The following is a 20,691-nucleotide window of genomic DNA, read 5'->3' on the forward strand; positions in this document are numbered from 1 at the left end:
GAGGCTTGCAGCCATGACGGACTTCGAGGGATTCAGCGAGGCCGAGCTGGCGTACCTCCGCTCCCAGCGGCTGGGCCGCCTGGCCACCGTGGACGCGGCGGGGCAGCCGCAGGCGAACCCGGTGGGGTTCTTCCCGCAGGAGGACGGCACGATCCTGGTGGGCGGGCTGGCCATGGGGACGACGAAGAAGTGGCGCAACCTCCAGCGGAACCCGCGGCTGGCGCTGGTCGTGGACGACCTGGTGAGCACCCGCCCGTGGCGTGTCCGCGGCATCGAGATCCGCGGCCACGCCACGCTGGAGACCGGCCCGCACTCCCTGGGCCCCCACTTCAGCCCGGAGGTCATCCGCATCCACCCGGACCGGGTGCATGTGTGGGGTCTCTGACCGTCGGGACCCGCACCAGCGCGTCCTAGGCCCGGCCGGACCGCTTCGCGGCGTAGTTGGCGCGGCCCTCCGCCGACTTGAGCCGCCAGTCACGGCGGATCTCCGACCGGAGCCGCGCGTCCGTCTTCGCGACGATCCGCTGGTTCTCCCGCAGCAGCTTGCGGTAGCTGTCCAGGCGCCGCTCCGGCAGCTCTCCGGAGTCCACGGCGGCCCGCACCGCGCACCCCGGCTCCGCCTCGTGCGCGCAGTCGTGGAAGCGGCAGGACTCCGCGTACTCCTCGATCTCCGAGAAGACCTGGCCGACCCCGGTCCCGGCGTCCCAGAGGCCGACGCCGCGCAGTCCGGGCGTGTCGATCAGGACACCGCCGCCCGGCAGGGCGAGCAGGTTGCGCGTCGTGGTCGTGTGACGGCCCTTGCCGTCGACCTCGCGGGCCTCCTGGACCTCCATGACGTCGGCGCCGAGCAGCGTGTTGGCCAGCGTGGACTTGCCGGCGCCGGAGATGCCGAGCAGCACGCTCGTACCGCCCCCGACGACGGCGGCGAGGACGTCCGTGCCCTCCCCGGTGAGGGAGGACACCGTGAGTACCCGGACCCCGGGCGCGGTGGTCTCCACGTCCTGGACCAGGTGCCCGAGCGTCGCCGGGTCCGGGACCAGGTCGGCCTTGGTGAGGACGACCAGCGGCTGCGCCCCCGATTCCCACGCCAGGGCCAGGAAGCGCTCAATGCGCCCCAGGTCCAGTTCCACGGCGAGGGAGACGGCGATGATCGCGTGGTCGACGTTGGCGGCGAGGATCTGTCCCTCGGACCGCTGGGAGGAGGTGGACCGTACGAACGCGGTCCGGCGCGGCAGGTACGCCTTCACGTAGCGCGGGTTGCCCGCCGGCTCGACCGCTGCCCAGTCGCCGGTGCAGATGACCCTCAGCGGGTCGTGCGGGGTGACGAAGGCGGTGTCGGCGCGGACGATGCCGTCCTCGGTCATGACGTCGCACTGACCGCGGTCGACGCGTACGACGCGGCCGGGCAGGAGGCCCTGCTCGGCGTACGGGGTGAACTCGGCAGCCCAGGCTTCGTCCCAGCCGAAGGGGCTGAGCGCGTGCGAGAGCGAGGATGCCTGCGGGAAAGAAGAGAAAGACAAGGGGAACCCTTCACAGGGTGGCCCCGGCAGCGCGCGCCCGCTCGCTCGCTCAGCGGCGGCGGCGCGCGAAGTGGTGTGAGGTCAGCCGGAGACCACGGAAGTGACATTGATGGTCTTCTGAATGCGGGCAGTGCCCTGCGCGATGACATTCATCAACTGGCTCACCTCCGGATCGTGCACGTACTGACGGTTCCGCAGACCGGCGGAACGCATCCAGCGTAACAAGTGCCCTCAGGCGCGCGCCATTTCTTTTCTCCGCGCTAGGCCGGTTCGAAGTGGTCCAGGAGCCGTAGCTGGAGGCTGTTGAGCACGTTGCTGTGCTGCTTGAGCATCGAGAGGCGGTACGCCGCCGTAGGGGCGTACTCCTCGACCTCGTGCACGGCCGCGGCGATCACATAGCCGTTCAGCGCGTCCATGTTCCCCGCCGCGCCGAAGTCCTGACCCGTGGGCAGCAGACTGCGGTCCAAGGGGGTCTCGTCACTGGTGATCACGTTCGCGACCACCGACGGCTGCCAGTCCCTGGCGTTGGTGAGGGAGTGGTGCGTGTCGAACCGCACGGTGACCGTTTCACCTGCGGCGATCGCCACGCTGTACCGGCCCTCTTCGTCGGTGAAGACGTGATCGATCTCCGAGAGGTCACTGTTATAGACGCTGACCTTGATCATGAAGATCGGACTCTTGTCGGAAACTGCTCGCACTTGCCCGAACATCCGGGTCTCCTCCCGGTCGGAAATACCGCTGGAGACCACCCCTGCAATCCAGTCTGTCCGGGCCCCACCGCCGCCGCCAGTCGGACCGGTTCCTAGGGTCCGGCCGGGTACGAGGCCTCGGCGCGGCCGACGCCCGATTCGATGTCCAGGGTTCGGGGGGAGCCGCCGTCGCGCAGGGCGTCCGGGACCTCGCAGCGGCCGCTGCCGGCCGCGCAGCGCACCCGGAAGCGGGCGGCCGGGGGCACGGTGAGGGCGAGGCGGCCGGAGGCGACCCGGGCGGTCACCTGGTCGGGCGGGGTGGCGAAGGCCGCGTCGGCGCGGCCGGATCCGACCCGGACGTCGGCGTGGGGTGAGGCGAGGCCGGTGGCCAGCAGGCTGCCGGAGCCCACCTTCGCCCGCAGGGCCCCGCGCAGCCCGGCGATCTCGATCCGGCCGGAGTCGGTTTCCGCGTCGACGGCGCCGCCCAGGCCGCTGAGGGAGACCCGGCCGGACCCGGCCGTCACCTTCACGGGGATGTCCGCGGGTACGGTCACCCCCAGCTGGACCGAACAGCCGGCCCCGGCGGCCGTCCAGGAGCCCTCGCCGGGGCAGTGCGGGGTCAGCCTCAGGGTGTCGCCCAGCCAGCTCTCCTCGATGGTGGGCGCCTTGAGCGACCAGCTGATCGCGGCGCGGTAGCCGACCTCTTGGTCGGCGCGGGGGGTGACGGTGACGTTCGCGCTGCCGCCCACGATCTCCAGCGCGGTCACCCGGCGGCCCTCGCTGCCACCGAGCAGGGTGGCGTTGCGGACGGTCCCGTACGACCACGCCTGCCAGGCGACCGGGGCGACGACGAGCAGCGCGCCGAGTACCGCGGCGGTGATCCAGGCACGGCGGTGCCCGCGGCGGGGTCCGTCCCCGTCGGCGCCCGTCACGGTGTGCCGTCCAGGAAGCGGAGCACCGCGAGGACCCGGCGGTGGTCGCCGTCGGCCGGGGGCAGGTCGAGCTTGGCGAAGATGTTGTTGATGTGTTTGGCCACCGCGCTCTCGCTGACGACGAGTTCGGCGGCGATCCCGGCGTTGGAGCGGCCTTCCGCCATCAGGGCCAGTACCTCCCGCTCGCGCGGGGTGAGGCGCTCCAGCGGGTCCGGTCCCCCGCCGCGGCGCAGCAGGAGCTGAGCGACGACCTGGGGGTCGAGCGCGGTCCCGCCCGCGGCGACGCGTCGCAGGGCGTCCACGAACTCCTCGACGTCGGCGACCCGTTGCTTGAGCAGGTAGCCGATGCCGGCCCCGCTGCGGGTGGCCAGCAGGTCGGCGGCGTAGCGCTCCTCCACGTACTGGGACAGCAGCAGCACCGCCGTGTCCGGGTACTGCCGGCGGATCATCAGGGCCGCCCGAACGCCCTCGTCGGTGAAGCCGGGCGGCATCCGTACGTCGACGAGCGCGAGCTCCGGGCGGTGTTCCTCGACGGCGGCGAGCAGACCCTCGGCGTCGCCCGTCTCGGCGGCCACCTCGAATCCGGCCATTTCGAGGACTTTGACGAGTCCTATGCGCAGCAGGACGGAGTCCTCGGCGATCACAGCCCGCACGGCAGCTCCACGGTGATGACGGTCGGGCCCCCGAGAGGGCTGGTGATCATGATGGTTCCGTCGACCGACCCTACGCGCTTGCGCAGGCCGACCAGTCCGGTGCCGCGGGCCGGGTCCGCTCCGCCGACCCCGTCATCGGTGACGGTGAGGCGCAGCAGGTCCCCCCGCCGGCCGGGGACGCGCTCGACCCGGACGCGGCAGCGGTCGGCCCGGGCGTGTTTGGCGACGTTGGCCAGGGTCTCGGACACCACGAAGTAGGCGACGGCCTCGATGGTGGCCCCCGGCCTGGTTGCGATGTCCACGGCCAGCTCGACGGGGAACGGGGCCCGGGCGGCGATCCCGGAGAGCGCCGCGTCGAGCCCTCGGTCCTCCAGTACGGCCGGGTGCAGGCCGCGTACGAGGTTGTTGAGCTCCTCGATGGCCTCCTTCGCCTCGCGGTGGGCCTCGTCGATGACGGCCTTGACCTCGGGCGGCAGGTCGGTCAGGGTGGCGCGGGCGATGCCGAGGTTCATGGCGAGCGCGACGAGGCGCTGCTGGGCCCCGTCGTGCAAGTCCCGCTCGATCCTGCGGCGTTCGAGGTCGGCCGCGTCCAGGACGCCGGCCCGGCTCTCGGCGAGGTCCTCGACGCGGCGCGCCAGCTCGCGGGAGCGGTTGGGTCCGAGGAGCGCGGCCGCGGCGAAGGCGTCGAGGCGGGTGGCGAGCGCGGCGAGCCAGGGCGCGGAGAGCAGGAGGAGGCCGCCGCCGACGGTGATCACGTCGTATTCGAGGTGCAGGTCGGAGGACGGCAGGGTCCAGCCCCACGCGTACACGGCGGCGCCGGCCGCGCCGAGGACCCAGGCGAGCACCACCAGCGCCCCGGCCGCGGCGGCGAGCGGGCTGACGAGGAGGTGGTAGCCGTACTGGCGCCAGGTCGCCTCGGAGCGCACCCGTTCGAGCAGCCCGCGCGGGCTCCACCAGCGCTCCTTGCGCACGACCTCCGGCACGTCCAGACCGAGCAGGGACCAGAAGCGGCTGCGCTGGAGCGCGGTGAGCAGCGGGCTGAGGGCGAACAGCAGGAGCAGCGGGACGGGGCTGCGCCCGGGCGACACGCCCGCGTAGGCCAGCCCGAGGAGGACGGGCAGCGCGGCCGGGATCGCGGCCGCCGTGAAGGCGGTGTTGCGCCGGGCCCACGCCGACCACGGTGCGTGCTCCGTGGTCCAGGTGTACGAACGCCTCAGCGCGCCGCGAAGTGCCATGCCCCGTACGGTAATCGCACTGGTCGGAGAGCTGCGATCACGCTGGTGCCCGGTCGGGGGTGTAGCTGGTGCCACCCCCGGTTCGGACAGTGGGGCTACTGATCGCGAAGGCTCCGCGGACGAGGCTGAGGGGGTGCCCGGGGGACGGTCCGCCGGGCCGGAAGGAGACCCGCGGCCATGGCACTTGTCGCCCATCAGTTCCGTACCCGTCAGTTCCGCACTCGTCAGTTCCCTACCCGTCAGCTCCGTACCCGCCCGCGCATCGACGGCCCGCGCACGCCCCGGCTCGCCACGGTGTTCACGGGAGCCGGGGTGGCGCTGGTGCCGTGGGTGCTGGTGCTGGCGAAGACCGTGCCGCAGACCACCGAGGTCTCCCACTGGTCGACCGCGTGGATCGGCCTGGACCTGATGCTGGCCGCCGGGTTGACCGGGACGGGGATGCTGCTGCGCAAACGCAGCCCCCTGGTGTCCCCGGTGGCCGCGGCGACTGCGGCACTGCTCTTGATGGACGCCTGGTTCGACGTCACCACCTCGGCCGGGAGCGACGGTCAGGGGATGGCGCTGCTGCTGGCGGTGGGAGCGGAGCTGCCGCTGGCGGCGGCGCTGGCCGTGGTCGCCGCACGCACCGCCGGGGGCGTGTCCGTTTCGTTCAAGACGGCCGGCTCGGGTCCGGCCTAGCCTGCGGGCATGACTCCACGACTCGACATGATCGGCCTGGTCGTCTCCGACATGGCCGCCTCGCTCGCCTTCTACCGCCGGCTGGGGCTGGACGTACCGGCCGGCGCCGATGACCAGCCGCACGTCGAAGGCACCGCGCCGGGCGGACTGCGGATCGGCTGGGACACGGAGGAGACCATCCGCTCCTTCGACCCGTCCTGGACCCGGCCCACCGGTGACAGCCGCCGCGAGCTGGCCTTCCTGTGCGACTCCCCCGCCGAGGTGGACGCCCTGTACGCCGAGCTGACCGCCGCCGGGGCCCCCGGGCACCTGAAGCCCTGGGACGCCTTCTGGGGCCAGCGCTACGCCGTGGTCCTCGACCCGGACGGCTGCGGCGTCTCGCTGTTCGCCCCGTCGGCGCCTGCGACGTAGGCGCCCAGCGTGGTCCCGGCCAACGCGCGTACCTCGCGGGCCAGATGCGCCTGGTCGGCGTACCCGGCAACGCAGGCGACCTCGGCGTAGGGCATGCCCGCCCGGGCCAGCTCGAGGGCGCTGCGCAGCCGGAGCACCCGGCCCAGCGTCCGGGGCCCGTACCCGAAGGCGTCCAGGGAGCGCCGGCGCAGCTGCCGTTCCCCGAGGCCGACGGCGGCGGCGATCCGGGCCACCGGCCGGCCCGCCCGGAGCAGGGCCACGACCTCGGCGACGAGGGGGTCCGGCGGCCCGGCCTCGGCGGCGCGGCGGGCGGCCAGCGCGTCCAGCCCGGCGCACGGGTCCCCGTACGAGGCCACCCGCCCGGCGAGGCGGCGTACCTCCCCGGCGGGCCACAGGTCGTCCAGGGCGACGCGCCGGTCCCGCAGCCGGTGTGCCGGTACGCCGAGCAGCGCGGGCGCGGTGCCGGGCGCGAACCTGATCCCGGCGAAGGCCCCGCCCGCGACCTCCCCGGCGGGGTGCGGACCGGTGTCCGCCCCGGCCACCAGCAGCCGCCCCTCGACCCACATCAGGTCCATGCACCCGTCGGGCAGGACCACCTGGCCGGGGCCTTCGGCGCGCCACAGCACGGCTCCGGGCACGACCGCGGACCGCGTCTCCTCGTACACCCTTTCAGGCTAGTGCCGGGGCCCCGCCGGGCGCGGGTCAGTGCTTGCGCAGCCGCGAGCTGTAGTCCTCCGGCGGCAGGAACTTCGACCAGCGCTCGGGGAACTCGGACGGCATCCCCTCGTCGTCCTCGTCGTCCTCCGACTCGCCCTCCGCCATCGCCCGCCAGGCCGCCGCCCGTGCGATCAGCTTGGCGGCCTCCGCCTCGCGGACCCGCTCGTTCGCCTCGCGGGCCGCCGCGGTGGCCACCGAGGGCCAGACCCGGTCGATCGCCGCGTTGACGGCGGCCCCGACGAGGACCGCGAAGGCCGAGATGCCGATCCACAGCAGCACGGCCACCGGCGCCGCCAGCGAGCCGTAGATCGTCGGCCCCTCCACGGTGTTGGTGAGGTAGATCCGCAGCAGGAACGAGCCCAGCACCCACATCGCGAGGGCCACCAGCGCGCCCGGCACGTCCTCGATCCACGGCGAGCGCACGGGCACGGACACGTGGTACAGCGTGGTCAGGAAGACGATGGACAGCAGGGTGACGGTCGGCCAGTACAGCACCGCGATCACGCTGGTGCCCCAGGGCACCAGCCGGACCACCGCGTCGGGTCCGACCACCATCAGCGGCAGCACGACCGCGCCGATGACCAGCGCGATGACGTACAGCAGGAAGGCCAGCAGCCGGGTCTTGACGATGCCGCGCTGCCCGTCGAGCCCGTACATCACGGTGATGGTGTCGATGAAGACGTTCACCGCGCGCGAGCCCGACCACAGGGCGAAGGCGAAACCGAGCGAGATCAGGTCGGGGCGGCCGCGGCCCGTCACGTCGTCCAGCATCGGCCTGGCGATCTCGTTGACGCCCCGGTCGGACAGGATCGTGCCGACCGCCCCCAGGATGTTCTCCTCGATGCTGGCCACCGTCGTCGTGCCCGTCCAGCCGTCCACGTAGCCGAGGAGGCCCAGCAGGCCGAGGAAGAGCGGGGGCAGCGAGAGCAGGGTGAAGAAGGCCGCCTCGGCGGCGAGGCCGAGGATCCGGTACTCGATGCACGAGTTGACGGTGTCCTTCAGGAGCAGCCAGCCCATCTTCCGCTTCGAGACGTTGCGGTAGAGGGCGCGGGCCCGGTGGAGCCGTCCATGGCGTCCGAGGATCCGCTCGGGTGTTTCTTTTGCTGGCTGCACGTCCTTACGGTATCCGCATGGCAGCCACCACCCACACAGTCACCAACCAGGCCCCGCCCCTCGTGGGCCACGACGTCTACGGGGGCGACCGGGCCCTCACCGAGGGCGTGGAGCGGCATCTCGCCTCCGCGGACCCCGAACTCCTCGGCGAGGTGCGGGAGGAGCTCACCCTCCTCGGCCGCGCCGCCGGTTCCGCGCAGGCCCAGGAGTGGGGCCGGCTGGCGAACGAAAATCCACCCAAGTTGCGGACGCACGACCGGTACGGGAACCGGATCGACGAGGTGGAGTTCCATCCCGCCTGGCACCGGCTGCTCGGGAAGGCCGTGTCCTCCGGGCTCACCGACGCCTGGGGCCGGCCGGCGGGACACCTGCGGCGCGCCGCCGGGTTCTTCGTGTGGTCCCAGGCCGAGGCCGGGCACGGCTGCCCGGTCTCGATGACGCACGCCGCCGTACCGGCGCTGCGGGCCGATCCCGAGCTGGCCGCCGAGTGGGAGCCGCGGCTGACCTCGCACGTGTACGAGGAGGGGCTGGCGCCGGCCGCGCAGAAGAGCGGCGTGCTCTTCGGCATGGGGATGACGGAGAAGCAGGGCGGCAGCGACGTACGGGCGAACACGACGGCCGCGGTGCCGCTGGACGCTTCGGGCGAGTACGTGCTGACCGGGCACAAGTGGTTCTGCTCGGCGCCGATGTCCGACGGGTTCCTGGTACTGGCGCAGGCTCCGGGAGGGCTGACCTGCTTCCTGGTGCCGCGGGTGCTGCCGGACGGCACGCGCAACGTCTTCGCGATCCAGCGGCTGAAGGACAAGCTGGGCAACCGGTCGAACGCGTCGAGCGAGGTGGAGTTCGACGGGACCTGGGCGCGGCGGGTGGGCGAGGAGGGCCGGGGGGTGCGGACCATCATCGAGATGGTCGCGGCTACCCGGCTGGACTGTGTCATCGGCTCGGCCTCGCTGATGCGGCAGGCGCTGACGCAGGCCGCCCACCATGCGGAGCACCGCTCTGCTTTCGGAGCACCGCTCATCGACCAGCCGCTGATGCGCAACGTCCTCGCCGACCTCGCCCTGGAATCGGAGGCGGCGACCACCCTGACCCTGCGGCTCGCGGCCGCCTACGACGCCGGGACCGACCAGGAGAAGGCCTTCCTGCGCCTCGCCGTGCCCGCCGCCAAATACTGGGTGACCAAGCGCTGTACGCCGATGGTCGCGGAGGCCCTGGAGTGTCTGGGCGGCAACGGCTACGTCGAGGAGTCCGGACTGCCGAGACTGCTGCGCGAATCCCCGCTGAACTCCATCTGGGAGGGCTCGGGCAACGTCCAGGCCCTGGACGTGCTGCGCGCCCTGCAGCGGGAACCGCAGGCGCTGAACGCCTTCCTCCAGGAGGTCGGCCAGGCCCGGGGCGCGGACCACCGGCTGGATTCGGCCATCAAGGACCTGCTGACCGAGCTCGCCGACCTGGAGGGCATCGAGGCCCGGGCCCGCCGGGTGGTCGAGCGCATGGCCCTGGTGCTCCAGGGGTCGCTGCTGGTGCGGTGGGCCCCGCCGGAGGTGGCGGACGCGTTCTGTGCCTCGCGGCTGGGAGGCGACTGGGGAGCGGCCTTCGGCACGCTGCCGCACAGCCTCGACCTGGGCGCCGTAGTGGAACGGGCGCGGATCACGGGCGGGGAGTAGTCCCCAAACCGCTCCGAGCCGGGATCCGGGCCCGTCGACCGGGAACAGGAGTGGCGCCGCGCCGACTCGGCACCACCCCTGATCCCAGAAGCCCCGAGGAGGAGCTGTCACGCCGCTGAGCGGCGTCCGGACAGTTTCGGTCGGGTGACCGGGACTTGGCGAGAGTTGCATACCGTTGCAACCTTTGAGTCGTCCTGTTCGCACGGGGAGGTTCCGGTGGCCGACACCACAGGCAGCACGGTCGATGTGGCCCGCATCTCGGCCATGGACGCACGGGAGGCCGCGCGTCTGCTCAAGGGCGTACGGGCGGCGGCGCTGGCCGGGGACCGTCCCCCGGCCGCGCCGCGCCCGGAGATCGCCGAGTCCTGGCGCCGGATGCTGGCGGGCGGGGTGCACCCGGACCGGGACGCGCGCTCGCGGATGCTGTCGGCCGCCGAGACCGAGGAGCGGCGGCACGTCTCACCGCTGCGGGAGATCCTCCCGGTGCTCCGGGAGGGGCTGCTGCCGGCCCTGGACGAGGCCCTGCACATCATGGTCGTGGCCGACGCGGAGGGGCGGCTGCTGTGGCGGGAGGGCCACTCCTCCATCCTGCGCAAGGCGGACCGGCTCGGCTTCGCGGTGGGGGCCGACTGGGACGAGGGCGTGGTCGGCACGAACGGGGTGGGCACGGCCCTGGTGACCCGGCGGCCGGTCCAGGTGTTCTCGGCGGAGCACTTCGTCTCCAGCCACCACGACTGGACCTGCGCGGGCGCGCCCGTACGGGATCCGCGCGACGGGCGGCTGCTGGGCGTGGTCGACGTGAGCGGCCCGCTGGCCACCATGCACCCGGCGACCCTGGCCTGGGTGAGCTCGGTGGCCCGGCTCGCGGAGCGCGAGCTGCGCGTACGGCACCTGGAGTCGCTGGAGCGGCTGCGGGCGGTGGCGGCCCCGCTGCTGGCCCGGCTGCCGGGGCGGGCCCTCGCCGTGGACCCGAACGGCTGGACGGCGGCCGTGACGGGCCTGGCCCCCGTGGACCGCGTCCCGCTGCCGAAGTCCTTCGGGCCGGGGCGGGTGTGGGTGCCGCAGCTCGGCGACTGCGCGGTGGAGCCGCTGCCCGGCGGCTGGCTGCTGCGGATCGCGCAGGACCGTACGAGCACCGGGGTGACCCGGGTGGTGCTCGACCTCAGCCGGGCGGGGTCCTGGTCGGCGACGGTGTACGGGGCCGCCGGGAGCTGGTCGCAGGAGCTGAGCCCGCGCCACGCGGAGCTGCTGTTCCTGCTGGCGGAGAGCCCGCGGGGGCGCTCGGCGGCGGAGCTGTCCGGGGAGCTGTTCGGTGACCCGACACGCACGGTGACGGTCCGCGCGGAGATGTCCCGGGTACGCCGCAACCTCGCGGGCGTGCTGACCCACCGGCCGTACCGGTTCACGCAGGACGTGGAGGTGGAGCTGATCCGCCCCCAGGACCCGGCCGCGCTCCTCCCCCACTCCACCGCGCCCGCGGTGATCCGGGCCCGCCTGGGCCGCAGGGGGCCGGACGTGATTCCCTGACCTGCATGAGCACCATCACCCTCACCACCTGGTCCCTGGAAATGACCTCGCCGGCGGACCTGATACCCGCGACCGCGCCGGGCCCGGAGATCACCATCGTCCGGGCGGAGGTCCCCTCTCCCGAGTTCAGCCGCTTCCTGTACGCCTCCGTGGGCGGTGACATCCACTGGACGGACCGGCTGTCCCTGACCCGCGACCAGTGGGTGGAGCAGCTGGGACGGCCGGGCGTGGAGACGTGGGTGGCGTACGACCGCGGTACGCCGGCGGGGTACGTGGAGTTCGACGCCCAGGACGACGGCGTGGTCGAGATCATCTACTTCGGCCTGCTGCCGGACTTCCGGGGGCGGCGCATCGGGGGGCACCTGCTGTCGGTGGGCGTGGCCCGCGCGTGGGACCTCGGGACCCGTTGGCCGGACCGCGAGCAGACGCGGCGCGTCTGGCTCCACACGTGCAGCCAGGACGGCCCGACGGCGATGGACAACTACCTGCGGCGCGGCTTCAAGCTCTTCGAGACGGAAACGGAATCCAAGGAGGACACTCCGACCCCGGGCCCCTGGCCGGGGGCGTAGCCCCTCCGGAGCGGGATGAGCCCAATCCGGCCACGCGCGCACGGGAGTGACCCCGATCACCGCGTACCACGATGCGAGACGACTTCGTCCGGATTGTGGACAGTAGTGGACTCCTCCAATCGGCACATGACACGCTTCCGCCATGAATGGAGCTGGAATTGCCTTGGTGAGTCGGCGGCACGTCGACCTCGGCCGCATGTCCAGCGCCATCTGTCCGGCGTGCTGACGGAACCAGCAACCGCCGCACATCGTCGCAATCCCGGCATCGTCGCCGTGGACGTGGCGATCAGCCCAGCCCCCTGAAGGCCGAATACCGCCCTGCCCGCCGGCAACCCCGGCAACGGCGGTGATCAGCCACACCCGCTCAGCGACGCCGACGTGACGGGGGCGCGCCACCGCTCCCCCCTGCTCCCCGCTCCTGCCCTGAGCCGCCGACGAAGGACGTACCGCCATGGCCGCCACTCCCGAAACGCCCGCAGCCGCCGCCGCGCGCCGCAAGACAGGCCGTCACCGCGGTGAGGGTCAGTGGGCCGTCGGACACCACACGCCCCTCAACGGCAACGAGCAGTTCAAGAAGGACGACGACGGTCTCAACGTGCGGACACGCATTGAGACGATCTACTCCAAGACGGGCTTCGACTCGATCGACCCCAACGACCTGCGCGGCCGCATGCGCTGGTGGGGCCTCTACACCCAGCGCAAGCCCGGGATCGACGGCGGCAAGACCGCGATCCTGGAGCCGGAGGAGCTGGACGACAAGTACTTCATGCTGCGCGTGCGCATCGACGGCGGCCGGCTGACCACCGAGCAGCTGCGCGTCATCGGCGAGATCTCCCAGGAGTTCGCCCGCGGCACGGCGGACCTCACCGACCGCCAGAACGTGCAGTACCACTGGATCCGGATCGAGGACGTCCCGGAGATCTGGCGCCGCCTCGAGGCCGTCGGGCTGTCCACCACCGAGGCCTGCGGTGACACGCCCCGCGTCATCCTCGGCTCGCCCGTCGCCGGCATCGCGCAGGACGAGATCATCGACGGCACCCCCGCCATCGACGAGATCTACCGCCGCATCGTGGGCAACAAGGACTTCTCCAACCTGCCGCGCAAGTTCAAGTCCGCGATCTCCGGCTCGCCGCTGCTCGACGTGGCGCACGAGATCAACGACATCGCTTTCGTCGGGGTCAACCACCCCGAGCACGGCCCCGGCTTCGACGTCTGGGTCGGGGGCGGCCTCTCCACCAACCCCAAGCTGGGCGTCCGCCTGGGCACTTGGGTCTCGCTCGACGAGGTCCCGGACGTCTACGAGGGCGTCATCTCGATCTTCCGCGACTACGGCTACCGCCGGCTGCGCACCCGCGCCCGCCTGAAGTTCCTCGTCGCCGACTGGGGCCCGGCCAAGTTCCGCCAGGTCCTGGAGGACGAGTACCTGAAGCGGAAGCTCACCGACGGCCCCGCGCCCGAGCAGCCCTCCGGCCAGTGGCGCGACCACGTGGGTGTCCACCAGCAGCAGGACGGCAAGTTCTACGTCGGCTTCGCGCCCCGCGTCGGCCGCGTCGACGGCGCCACCCTGACCAAGATCGCGGACGTCGCCGAGCGGCACGGCTCCGGCCGGCTGCGCACCACCGCCGAGCAGAAGATGATCGTCCTCGACATCGAGGCCGACCAGGTCGACTCGGTGGTCTCGGCCCTGGAGGCGCTCGACCTGCGGGTCAAGCCGTCCCCGTTCCGCCGCGGCACGATGGCCTGCACCGGCATCGAGTTCTGCAAGCTGGCCATCGTCGAGACCAAGGCGCGCGGCGCCTCGCTGATCGACGAGCTGGAGCGCCGCCTGCCGGACTTCGCCGAGCCGCTGACCATCAACATCAACGGCTGCCCGAACGCCTGCGCCCGTATCCAGGTGGCGGACATCGGTCTCAAGGGCCAGCTGGTCCTGGACGACGACGGCAACCAGGTGGAGGGCTACCAGGTCCACCTGGGCGGCGCCCTCGGCCTGGAGGCCGGCTTCGGCCGCAAGGTCCGCGGCCTCAAGGTCACCTCGGCCGGTCTGCCCGACTACGTCGAGCGGGTCGTCACGCGCTTCGAGAACCAGCGCGAGGACGGCGAGCGCTTCGCCGCCTGGGTGACCCGTGCGAAGGACGAGGACCTCTCGTGAGCGAGCGCGCCGCACCGTTCTACTGCCCGTACTGCGGCGACGAGGACCTGTTTCCCCACGAGACGGGCCACGGCGCCTGGGAATGCAGGGCCTGCAACCGAGCCTTCCAGCTGAAGTACCTCGGGCTGCTGGCCCGGGGTCTTCAGTCCAACGCCGCTGGAGGGGACGAGATATGACCACCACTCAAGACGCGGATCTCAAAGCCGTGACCCTCAAGAGCGTGGCCGAGCAGGCGGGCCGCGACCTCGAGGACGCCTCCGCGCTGGAGATCCTCACCTGGGCGGCCGAGACCTTCGGGAAGAAGTTCGCCGTGACCTCCTCCATGGAGGACGCGGTCGTCGCCCACCTGGCCTCCCGCGCCTTCCCCGGCGTGGACGTGGTCTTCCTCGACACGGGCTACCACTTCGAGGAGACCATCGGCACCCGCGACGCGGTCGACGCGGTGATGGACGTCAACGTCATCACGCTCACCCCGCGGCAGACGGTGGCCGAGCAGGACGCGGAGTACGGCCCGAAGCTGCACGACCGCGACCCCGACCTGTGCTGCGCCCTGCGCAAGGTCAAGCCCCTCGAAGAGGGTCTGACCGCGTACGACGCGTGGGCGACGGGCCTGCGCCGCGACGAGTCCCCGACCCGGGCGAACACCCCGGTGGTCGGCTGGGACGAGAAGCGGCAGAAGGTCAAGATCTCGCCGATCGCCCGCTGGACCCAGGACGAGGTGGACGCGTACGTCGCCGAGCACGGCGTGCTCACCAACCCGCTGCTGATGGACGGTTACGCCTCCGTCGGCTGCGCTCCGTGCACGAGGCGTGTCGCGGAGGGCGAGGACGCCCGCGCCGGCCGATGGGCCGGCCGGGGCAAGACCGAGTGCGGACTGCACGGCTGATGACGACCACCGAAGAACTTACGGAGACAGAGCAGATGAGCGTGAGCGACCAGGGCGCCACCGTGTGGCTGACCGGGCTGCCGAGCGCGGGCAAGACCACGATCGCCTACGCGCTGGCCGAGCGGCTGCGCGCCGAGGGCCACCGCGTGGAGGTGCTCGACGGGGACGAGATCCGCGAGTTCCTCTCCGCCGGCCTCGGCTTCAGCCGCGAGGACCGGCACACCAACGTGCAGCGGATCGGCTTCGTCGCCGAGCTCCTCGCGAGCAACGGCGTCAAGGCGCTGGTACCGGTGATCGCGCCGTTCGCGGACAGCCGTGAGGCCGTCCGCAAGCGGCACGCCGCCGAGGGCACCTCGTACCTGGAGGTCCACGTGGCCACCCCGGTCGAGGTCTGCTCCGAGCGTGACGTGAAGGGCCTGTACGCCAAGCAGGCGGCGGGCGAGATCTCCGGTCTGACCGGGGTCGACGACCCGTACGAGGCACCGGAGTCCCCGGACCTCCGTATCGAGTCGCACACGCAGTCCGTGCAGGAGTCGGCTTCGGCCCTGCACGCGCTGCTCACCGAGAGGGGTCTGGCATGACCACGGTCGCCCACCTGCACGAAGAGACCGACGCGCCGTACGCGCTGTCGCACCTCGACGCCCTCGAGTCCGAGGCCGTGCACATCTTCCGCGAGGTGGCGGGCGAGTTCGAGAAGCCGGTGATCCTGTTCTCCGGCGGCAAGGACTCCATCGTCATGCTGCACCTGGCGCTGAAGGCGTTCGCGCCGGCGCCGGTCCCCTTCACCCTGCTGCACGTCGACACGGGGCACAACTTCCCCGAGGTGCTGGAGTACCGCGACCGCACGGTCGAGAAGCACGGTCTGCGCCTGCACGTCGCGTCCGTCCAGGACTACATCGACGCGGGCAAGCTGCGCGAGCGTCCGGACGGCACCCGCAACCCGCTGCAGACCGTCCCGCTGACCGAGGCCATCCAGAGCCTCAAGTTCGACGCCGTCTTCGGCGGCGGCCGCCGCGACGAGGAGAAGGCCCGCGCCAAGGAGCGGGTGTTCAGCCTGCGCGACGAGTTCTCCCAGTGGGATCCGCGCCGCCAGCGCCCCGAGCTGTGGCAGCTCTACAACGGCCGCCACGCGCCCGGCGAGCACGTGCGCGTCTTCCCGCTCTCCAACTGGACCGAGCTGGACGTCTGGCAGTACATCTCCCGCGAGGGCATCGAGCTGCCGGAGATCTACTTCGCCCATGAGCGCGAGGTCTTCCAGCGCAACGGCATGTGGCTGACGGCCGGCGAGTGGGGCGGCGCCAAGGAGGGCGAGACGCCCGAGACGCGTCTCATCCGCTACCGCACCGTCGGTGACATGTCCTGCACCGGCGCCGTCGACTCCGACGCCGCCACGCTGGACGCCGTGATCGCCGAGATCGCCGTCTCCCGCCTCACCGAGCGGGGTGCCACCCGCGCCGACGACAAGATGTCCGAGGCCGCGATGGAAGACCGCAAGCGCGAAGGGTACTTCTAGAAATGACCTCCACCACCGAGCAGTTCGCCGATCTGTCGGCGACCACGCTGCTGCGCTTCGCGACCGCCGGCTCCGTCGACGACGGCAAGTCCACCCTGGTGGGCCGGCTGCTGCACGACTCCAAGTCGGTGCTGACCGACCAGATGGAGGCCGTCGAGGCCGTCTCCGCCCAGCGCGGCCAGGACGCCCCCGACCTCGCGCTGCTCACCGACGGCCTGCGGGCCGAGCGTGAGCAGGGCATCACCATCGACGTCGCGTACCGCTACTTCGCCACCGCGCGCCGCCGGTTCATCCTCGCCGACACCCCCGGGCACGTGCAGTACACCCGGAACATGGTCACCGGCGCCTCCACCGCCGACCTGGCCGTGGTCCTGGTCGACGCCCGCAACGGCGTGATCGAGCAGACCCGCCGGCACGCGGCCGTCGCCGCCCTGCTGCGCGTCCCGCACGTGGTGCTGGCCGTCAACAAGATGGACCTCGTCGGCTACCAGGAGTCCGTCTTCGCGGCGATCGCCGAGGAGTTCACCGCGTACGCCTCGGACCTGGGCGTCCCGGAGATCACCGCGATCCCGATCTCGGCCCTGGCCGGGGACAACGTGGTGGACGTGTCGGCGAACATGGACTGGTACGGCGGCCCGACGGTGCTGGAGCACCTGGAGACCGTCCCGGTCAGCCACGACCTCACCGCCTGCCCGGCGCGTTTCCCGGTGCAGTACGTGATCCGTCCGCAGACCGCCGAGCACCCGGACTACCGGGGCTACGCGGGCCAGATCGCCTCCGGCGTGCTGCGGGTCGGCGAGGCCGTCACCGTCCTGCCGTCCGGCCGTACCTCGGTCATCGAGGGGATCGACGCGCTCGGCGAGAGCGTCGACATCGCCTGGGCCCCGCAGTCGGTGACCGTGCGGCTCAAGGACGACATCGACATCTCGCGCGGCGACCTGATCGCGCCGTCCGCGAGCGCCCCGGCCACCACGCAGGACGTCGAGGCGACGGTCTGCCACGTGGCGGACCAGCCCCTGGCCGTCGGCGCCCGGGTGCTGCTCAAGCACACGACGCGCACGGTCAAGGCGATCGTAAAGGAGATCCCCTCGCGGCTGACCCTCGACGACCTGTCCCAGCACCCGAACCCCGGGCAGCTGGTGGCCAACGACATCGGCCGCGTGGTCGTGCGTACCGCCGAGCCGCTCGCGCTCGACGCGTACGCCGACTCGCGCCGCACCGGGTCCTTCCTGCTGATCGACCCGGCCGACGGAACCACGCTGGCGGCGGGCATGGCGGGCGAGTCCTTCGCCTCCACCGCCGAGACCACCGTCCAGGCCGACGAAGAAGGGTGGGACTTCTAGCCCATGCCCTTCGACATCTACTCCACCTTCGCGAAGGAGGGCGGCCGCGTAGGCAGCGGCGCCCTCGGCAGCGGCCAGGGAGGGGTGGCGCGATGTGCGCGATGACGTACGCGCACCGCATGCGCGCCCACACCCCCCACGAGCTGTACCTGCCCCGGCTCCACGAACGCCACAGACGAAGACGTGCGTCATGAGATGACCACGTCACGAGAGGAAGTCCTCCCGTGCCTGCCACCGGTAACACCACCCGTACTGCCCTTTCCCGTGACAAGGGCCTGCGCGGCGTCGCCGCCGCCGCCGCGCTGCCGCTGCTGATCGGCGCGCTCGCCTCCTGCGGCTACGGCTCCCAGGCCGCGAAGAGCGAGGACAAGAAGGCCAACGTCGCGGCTACCGACGGCAAGAAGCTGTCGGCCTCCGAGGTCCGCATCGGGTACTTCCCGAACCTGACGCACGCCACCGCTCTGGTCGGCCTCCAGGAAGGCCTGATCGAGAAGGAACTGAACGGCACCAAGATCAAGCCGCAGTCCTTCAACGCCGGTCCGTCCGAGATCGAGGCGCTCAACGGCGGCTCTCTCGACATCGGTTTCATCGGCCCCTCGCCGTCGATCAACGGCTACGTCAAGTCCAAGGGCTCCAACCTGAGGATCATCTCCGGTTCGGCCTCCGGCGGCGTCAAGCTGGTCGTGAACCCGGACAAGATCAAAACCCTGGACGACCTCAAGGGCAAGAAGATCGCCACCCCGCAGAAGGGGAACACCCAGGACGTCGCGTTCCTCAACTGGATCTCCGAGAAGGGCTGGACGGTCGACCCGGAGTCCGGCAAGGGCGACGTCTCCGTCGTCCGCACGGACAACAAGGTCACCCCGGACGCCTTCAAGCAGGGCTCGATCGACGGCGCCTGGGTACCCGAGCCCACCGCCTCCAAGCTCGTCTCCGACGGCGGCTCCGTCCTCCTCGACGAGACCTCCCTGTGGCCCGACAAGAAGTTCGTGATCACGAACATCATCGTGTCGCAGAAGTTCCTCAAGGAACACCCGGACGTGGTCGAGGCCGTCCTCAAGGGCACCGTGAAGACCAACGAGTGGATCAACACCAACCCGGACAAGGCCAAGGCCTCCGCGAACGCCAGGCTCGAGGCCGAGGGCGGCAAGCCGCTCGACGCCAAGGTCATCGACCCGGCCTGGCCGAGCATCGCGATCACCGACGACCCGCTGGCCACCACGCTGAAGACGCAGGCCGACTACGCGGTCAAGGCCAAGCTCATCGAGCAGCCCGACCTGACCGGCATCTACGACCTGACGCTCCTGAACAAGGTACTGAAGGCCGCCGGCAAGCCCGAGGTCTCCGACGCCGGTCTCGGCGCCAAGTAACCCCGCAATCCAGCAACCCCAGGAGGTGACGACCATGGCCACCATGCTTGCCAAGGCTGCCGAGGGCACCGTAGCGGAGCTGACGCACGCCGCTCGCATCGAGCACGTCTCGAAGTCCTTCTCCGGCCCGGCCGGATCACAGCTCGTCCTGGACGACATCAGCCTCGATGTCGCTCCCGGAGAGTTCGTCACCATCCTGGGAGCCTCGGGATGCGGAAAGTCCACCCTGCTCAACCTGGTCGCCGGCCTGGACAAGCCGTCCGCGGGGTCCATCGAGACCCCCGGCGGCCGCCCGGCACTCATGTTCCAGGAACACGCCCTCTTCCCCTGGCTGACCGCGGGCAAGAACATCGAACTCGCCCTGCGCCTGCGCGGGGTCGCCAAGGCCGACCGCCGTACGGAGGCCGAACGGCTGCTGGAACTGGTCCGCCTCGCCGGCGCCTACGGCAAGCGCGTCCACGAACTGTCCGGCGGCATGCGCCAGCGCGTCGCCCTGGCCCGCGCCCTCGCCCAGGACAGCCAGCTGCTCCTGATGGACGAACCCTTCGCCGCGCTCGACGCCATCACCCGCGACGTACTGCACGGCGAACTCACCCGCATCTGGGCCGAGACCAACCTCTCCGTCCTGTTCGTCACGCACAACGTGCGCGAGGCCGTGCGGCTCGCGCAGCGCGTGGTCCTGCTCTCCTCCCGGCCCGGCCGGGTCGCGAAGGAATGGACCGTGGGCATCCCGCAGCCGCGCCGCATCGAGGACGCGGACGTGGCGGAACTGTCCCTTGAGATCACCGAACACCTGCGTGGGGAGATCCGCCGCCATGGCCAGCACTGACACCACCCCGAAAGCCGCGGCCAAGGGCAGGCAGGACGACCTGGCGGGCCTCGAGGCCGGCCTGGACGCCCTCGACGCGGTCCAGACCCACCGCACACCCATCCGCGAGATCCTCCTCAAGAAGGTCCTGCCCCCGGTCCTGGCCGTCGGCCTCGTGCTCCTGGTCTGGCAGATCCTCGTCGCAACGAAGGTCACCGAGGAGACCAAACTCCCCGCACTGTCCGCGGTATGGGACAGCCTGACCGACATGTGGCTCAAGGGCACCCTGCTCGAGGTCATCTGGACCAGCGTGTCGCGCGGACTGCTCGGCTTCCTGCTGGCCCTGGCCATCGGCACCCCGCTCGGACTGCTCGTCGCCCGGGTGAAGTTCGTCCGCGCCGCGATCGGCCCGATCCTCCAGGGCCTGCAGTCCCTGCCCTCGGTCGCCTGGGTGCCGCCGGCCGTCCTCTGGTTCGGCCTGAACGACGCCATGATGTACACGGTCATCCTGCTCGGCGCCGTCCCCTCCATCGCCAACGGCCTCGTCTCCGGCATCGACCAGATCCCGCCCCTCTACCTGCGGGCCGGGCGCACCCTGGGCGCCACCGGCCTGAGCGGCGCCCGGCACATCGTCATGCCGGCCGCACTGCCCGGCTACCTCGCCGGCCTCAAGCAAGGCTGGGCCTTCTCCTGGCGCTCCCTCATGGCCGCCGAGATCATCGCCAGCTCCCCCGAACTGGGCCTGGGCCTCGGCCAGCTCCTCGAGAACGGCCGCAACAACATCGACCTGCCCGGCGTGTTCCTCGCCATCATCCTCATCCTCGTCGTCGGCATCGCCATCGACCTGCTGATCTTCAGCCCGGTCGAGCGATGGGTCCTGCGCAGCCGCGGCCTGCTGGTCAAGTGAGTCC

Annotated in this window: 23 protein-coding genes; 16 read left to right on the plus strand and 7 right to left on the minus strand. The window is 71.7% G+C overall.

Translation table 11 applies throughout. The features are described 5' to 3' along the window. Positions 1-13 precede the first annotated feature (13 nt). The gene (locus OHA89_RS09475; RefSeq protein ID WP_215148069.1) at positions 14-385 is read left to right on the plus strand and encodes a PPOX class F420-dependent oxidoreductase; all 372 of its coding nucleotides are present in this window, start codon (positions 14-16) and stop codon (positions 383-385) included. Between the two features lie 25 nt (positions 386-410). Here OHA89_RS09475 and rsgA read toward each other — a convergent pair whose 3' ends face one another. The 5 genes from rsgA to OHA89_RS09500 all read right to left on the minus strand — a co-directional run bounded on the left by rsgA (position 411) and on the right by OHA89_RS09500 (position 5,029). Then, on the minus strand, positions 411-1,520 hold the full coding sequence (gene rsgA, locus OHA89_RS09480) for a ribosome small subunit-dependent GTPase A (protein ID WP_257553648.1): 1,110 nt from the start codon (positions 1,518-1,520) through the stop codon (positions 411-413). Positions 1,521-1,780: 260 nt separating this feature from the next. Then, on the minus strand, positions 1,781-2,230 hold the full coding sequence (locus OHA89_RS09485; protein WP_406365888.1) for a carboxypeptidase regulatory-like domain-containing protein: 450 nt from the start codon (positions 2,228-2,230) through the stop codon (positions 1,781-1,783). Between the two features lie 92 nt (positions 2,231-2,322). Continuing rightward, a complete protein-coding gene (locus tag OHA89_RS09490; RefSeq protein WP_266614205.1) occupies positions 2,323-3,141 on the minus strand; it encodes a hypothetical protein in 819 nt (272 codons plus the stop codon). Next, positions 3,138-3,794 (minus strand): response regulator transcription factor, encoded by a 657-nt coding sequence (locus OHA89_RS09495; protein WP_257553651.1) that lies wholly within the window; start codon positions 3,792-3,794, stop codon positions 3,138-3,140. Before OHA89_RS09495 ends, OHA89_RS09490 begins: the two co-directional genes overlap by 4 nt. Beyond that, positions 3,782-5,029 (minus strand): sensor histidine kinase, encoded by a 1,248-nt coding sequence (locus tag OHA89_RS09500; RefSeq protein ID WP_266614209.1) that lies wholly within the window; start codon positions 5,027-5,029, stop codon positions 3,782-3,784. The genes OHA89_RS09495 and OHA89_RS09500 overlap by 13 nt, the downstream gene beginning before the upstream one ends. A 177-nt stretch (positions 5,030-5,206) precedes the next feature. Here OHA89_RS09500 and OHA89_RS09505 point away from each other — a divergent pair, with 177 nt between their 5' ends. Together OHA89_RS09505 and OHA89_RS09510 are read left to right on the plus strand one after the other, a co-directional pair. Then, entirely contained in the window at positions 5,207-5,707 is a 501-nt protein-coding gene (locus tag OHA89_RS09505; RefSeq protein WP_266614210.1) for a hypothetical protein, read from the plus strand. A gap of 9 nt (positions 5,708-5,716) precedes the next feature. After that, the gene (locus OHA89_RS09510; RefSeq protein ID WP_257553655.1) at positions 5,717-6,118 is read left to right on the plus strand and encodes a VOC family protein; all 402 of its coding nucleotides are present in this window, start codon (positions 5,717-5,719) and stop codon (positions 6,116-6,118) included. Here the strand turns inward: OHA89_RS09510 and OHA89_RS09515 are convergent. Together OHA89_RS09515 and OHA89_RS09520 are read right to left on the minus strand one after the other, a co-directional pair. Continuing rightward, positions 6,049-6,783 carry a helix-turn-helix domain-containing protein gene (locus OHA89_RS09515; RefSeq protein WP_266614211.1) on the minus strand — a complete coding sequence of 245 codons (735 nt, stop codon included), beginning with the start codon at positions 6,781-6,783 and terminating at the stop codon, positions 6,049-6,051. The genes OHA89_RS09510 and OHA89_RS09515 overlap by 70 nt on opposite strands. 37 nt (positions 6,784-6,820) lie before the next feature. Beyond that, positions 6,821-7,948, minus strand: a complete 1,128-nt coding sequence (locus OHA89_RS09520; RefSeq protein WP_266614212.1) for a YihY/virulence factor BrkB family protein — start codon at positions 7,946-7,948, stop codon at positions 6,821-6,823. A 17-nt stretch (positions 7,949-7,965) separates the two neighbouring features. Between OHA89_RS09520 and OHA89_RS09525 the strand changes: the two genes are divergently transcribed. From OHA89_RS09525 to OHA89_RS09585, 13 genes are all read left to right on the plus strand, one after another. Continuing rightward, positions 7,966-9,615 (plus strand): acyl-CoA dehydrogenase family protein, encoded by a 1,650-nt coding sequence (locus OHA89_RS09525; protein WP_266614213.1) that lies wholly within the window; start codon positions 7,966-7,968, stop codon positions 9,613-9,615. Between the two features lie 264 nt (positions 9,616-9,879). Then, entirely contained in the window at positions 9,880-11,142 is a 1,263-nt protein-coding gene (locus tag OHA89_RS09530) for a GAF domain-containing protein (protein WP_215148077.1), read from the plus strand. Positions 11,143-11,147: 5 nt separating this feature from the next. After that, positions 11,148-11,711, plus strand: coding sequence for a GNAT family N-acetyltransferase (locus OHA89_RS09535; protein ID WP_266614215.1), 564 nt, complete (start codon positions 11,148-11,150; stop codon positions 11,709-11,711). A 142-nt stretch (positions 11,712-11,853) separates the two neighbouring features. Then, complete coding sequence (locus OHA89_RS09540; protein ID WP_310942095.1) at positions 11,854-11,937, plus strand: putative leader peptide; 84 nt, start codon at positions 11,854-11,856, stop codon at positions 11,935-11,937. Positions 11,938-12,162: 225 nt separating this feature from the next. Next, entirely contained in the window at positions 12,163-13,860 is a 1,698-nt protein-coding gene (locus OHA89_RS09545; protein ID WP_215148044.1) for a nitrite/sulfite reductase, read from the plus strand. Continuing rightward, complete coding sequence (locus tag OHA89_RS09550; RefSeq protein ID WP_215148042.1) at positions 13,857-14,036, plus strand: hypothetical protein; 180 nt, start codon at positions 13,857-13,859, stop codon at positions 14,034-14,036. Before OHA89_RS09545 ends, OHA89_RS09550 begins: the two co-directional genes overlap by 4 nt. Further along, positions 14,033-14,746 carry a phosphoadenylyl-sulfate reductase gene (locus OHA89_RS09555; protein ID WP_257553659.1) on the plus strand — a complete coding sequence of 238 codons (714 nt, stop codon included), beginning with the start codon at positions 14,033-14,035 and terminating at the stop codon, positions 14,744-14,746. Before OHA89_RS09550 ends, OHA89_RS09555 begins: the two co-directional genes overlap by 4 nt. 35 nt (positions 14,747-14,781) lie before the next feature. After that, a complete protein-coding gene (gene cysC, locus OHA89_RS09560; RefSeq protein WP_215148038.1) occupies positions 14,782-15,327 on the plus strand; it encodes an adenylyl-sulfate kinase in 546 nt (181 codons plus the stop codon). Further along, a complete protein-coding gene (gene cysD, locus OHA89_RS09565; protein WP_257553660.1) occupies positions 15,324-16,259 on the plus strand; it encodes a sulfate adenylyltransferase subunit CysD in 936 nt (311 codons plus the stop codon). The genes cysC and cysD overlap by 4 nt, the downstream gene beginning before the upstream one ends. A gap of 2 nt (positions 16,260-16,261) precedes the next feature. Continuing rightward, positions 16,262-17,602 carry a sulfate adenylyltransferase subunit 1 gene (locus OHA89_RS09570; protein WP_215148034.1) on the plus strand — a complete coding sequence of 447 codons (1,341 nt, stop codon included), beginning with the start codon at positions 16,262-16,264 and terminating at the stop codon, positions 17,600-17,602. 224 nt (positions 17,603-17,826) lie between these two features. Further along, positions 17,827-18,972 (plus strand): aliphatic sulfonate ABC transporter substrate-binding protein, encoded by a 1,146-nt coding sequence (locus tag OHA89_RS09575; protein ID WP_266614216.1) that lies wholly within the window; start codon positions 17,827-17,829, stop codon positions 18,970-18,972. A gap of 34 nt (positions 18,973-19,006) precedes the next feature. Beyond that, entirely contained in the window at positions 19,007-19,801 is a 795-nt protein-coding gene (locus OHA89_RS09580; protein ID WP_266942772.1) for an ABC transporter ATP-binding protein, read from the plus strand. Then, positions 19,788-20,687 carry an ABC transporter permease gene (locus OHA89_RS09585; protein WP_266614220.1) on the plus strand — a complete coding sequence of 300 codons (900 nt, stop codon included), beginning with the start codon at positions 19,788-19,790 and terminating at the stop codon, positions 20,685-20,687. The genes OHA89_RS09580 and OHA89_RS09585 overlap by 14 nt, the downstream gene beginning before the upstream one ends. Positions 20,688-20,691: the final 4 nt, after the last annotated feature.

The sequence above is a fragment of the Streptomyces sp. NBC_01546 genome, from assembly GCF_045208355.1.
Lineage (GTDB): Bacteria > Actinomycetota > Actinomycetes > Streptomycetales > Streptomycetaceae > Streptomyces.